Source organism: Pseudomonadota bacterium, assembly GCA_022361155.1.
Lineage (GTDB): Bacteria > Myxococcota_A > Polyangia > Polyangiales > JAKSBK01 > JAKSBK01.
Genome location: JAKSBK010000280.1, coordinates 1 through 1126, shown reverse-complemented (window position 1 = coordinate 1126; position 1126 = coordinate 1). Strand labels below are relative to the sequence as shown.

The following is a 1126-nucleotide window of genomic DNA, read 5'->3' as shown; positions in this document are numbered from 1 at the left end:
CGGAAGGTATCCTGCCGCCCGGCGTCTTCAACGTCGTCACCGGGGACGGCGGCACGGGCTCAGCCATGGTCCGCCATGCGGATGTCTCACGCATCGGCTCCGTCGGATCGGTGGAGACCGGGCGGGTCATCGCGCGCGAGGCGGCTGACGGTCTCAAACATGTAACACTCGAACTGGGCGGCAAGAACCCGATCATCATCTTCCCGGACGCCGATCCGGAGAAGGCCGCCGTCGCCGCCATCAAGGGCATGAACATGAACCGCCAGGGCCAGTCGTGTTCGTCCACGTCGCGGGTGTTCGTTCACGCCGATCTTCGCGACGCGGTCACCGCGGAACTGGTCAAGCAGGCCGAGGCGCTGCCGATAGGCCTGCCCTGGGACGAGGGCAAGGAAGTCGGGCCGGTTGTTTCGGAGAAGCAGTTCGAGCGTGTCTCGGGGTTCATCGCCTCGGCCCGTGACGAGGGCGCGGAACTGATGACCGGTGGCGGCAAACCGGACAGCCCGGAACTTGCCAACGGTTTCTTCATTGCCCCCACCGTGTTCAACGGCGTCACACCGGATATGCGCATCGGCCGTCAGGAAATATTCGGTCCGGTCATGTCGGTGATGCCGTGGTCGGACTACGAGGACATGCTGGCGGAGGCCAACGGCGTCATGTACGGCCTCACCGCGGCGATCGTCACCAACGATTTCAAGATGGCCATGGAGACGGCGGAACGCATCGAGGCCGGCTACGTCTGGATCAACGCCCAGGGACGCTATCTCGGCGCTCCCTACGGGGGCTGGAAGCAAAGCGGTCTCGGCCAAGAGGAGTGTCTGGACGAACTGCTGAGCTACACCCGGGTGAAGAACATCAACATGAAATGGTGATTGGCGCCGTATCTCGGAAACCCCTTCCCCGCCGCGCTCGACCGAGAACGTCTTGAGCCTGTCTGTCTGTATGGAGGCACCGCATGCTCCGCGATCCGACGTGTTCTTGCCGGCGTCGATGACCCTTCTCAACCGCGCTGCAGATCGGTGCCGAGGACCCACCGTCTGACGAAGGCGCTGGCGCGGTCCGCGATGGTCACCAGGAGCCACACGGAAATGACGATGGTCATGGCTTCCGGTGCGCCGGGCCCGTCAAT

General features: G+C 64.1%; 1 protein-coding gene. It reads left to right on the top strand.

Translation table 11 applies throughout. From position 1 onward, the window contains the following. The coding region (locus MJD61_10680; protein ID MCG8555734.1) for an aldehyde dehydrogenase family protein at positions 1–869 on the top strand (869 nt) is incomplete at its 5' end. Positions 870–1126: the final 257 nt, after the last annotated feature.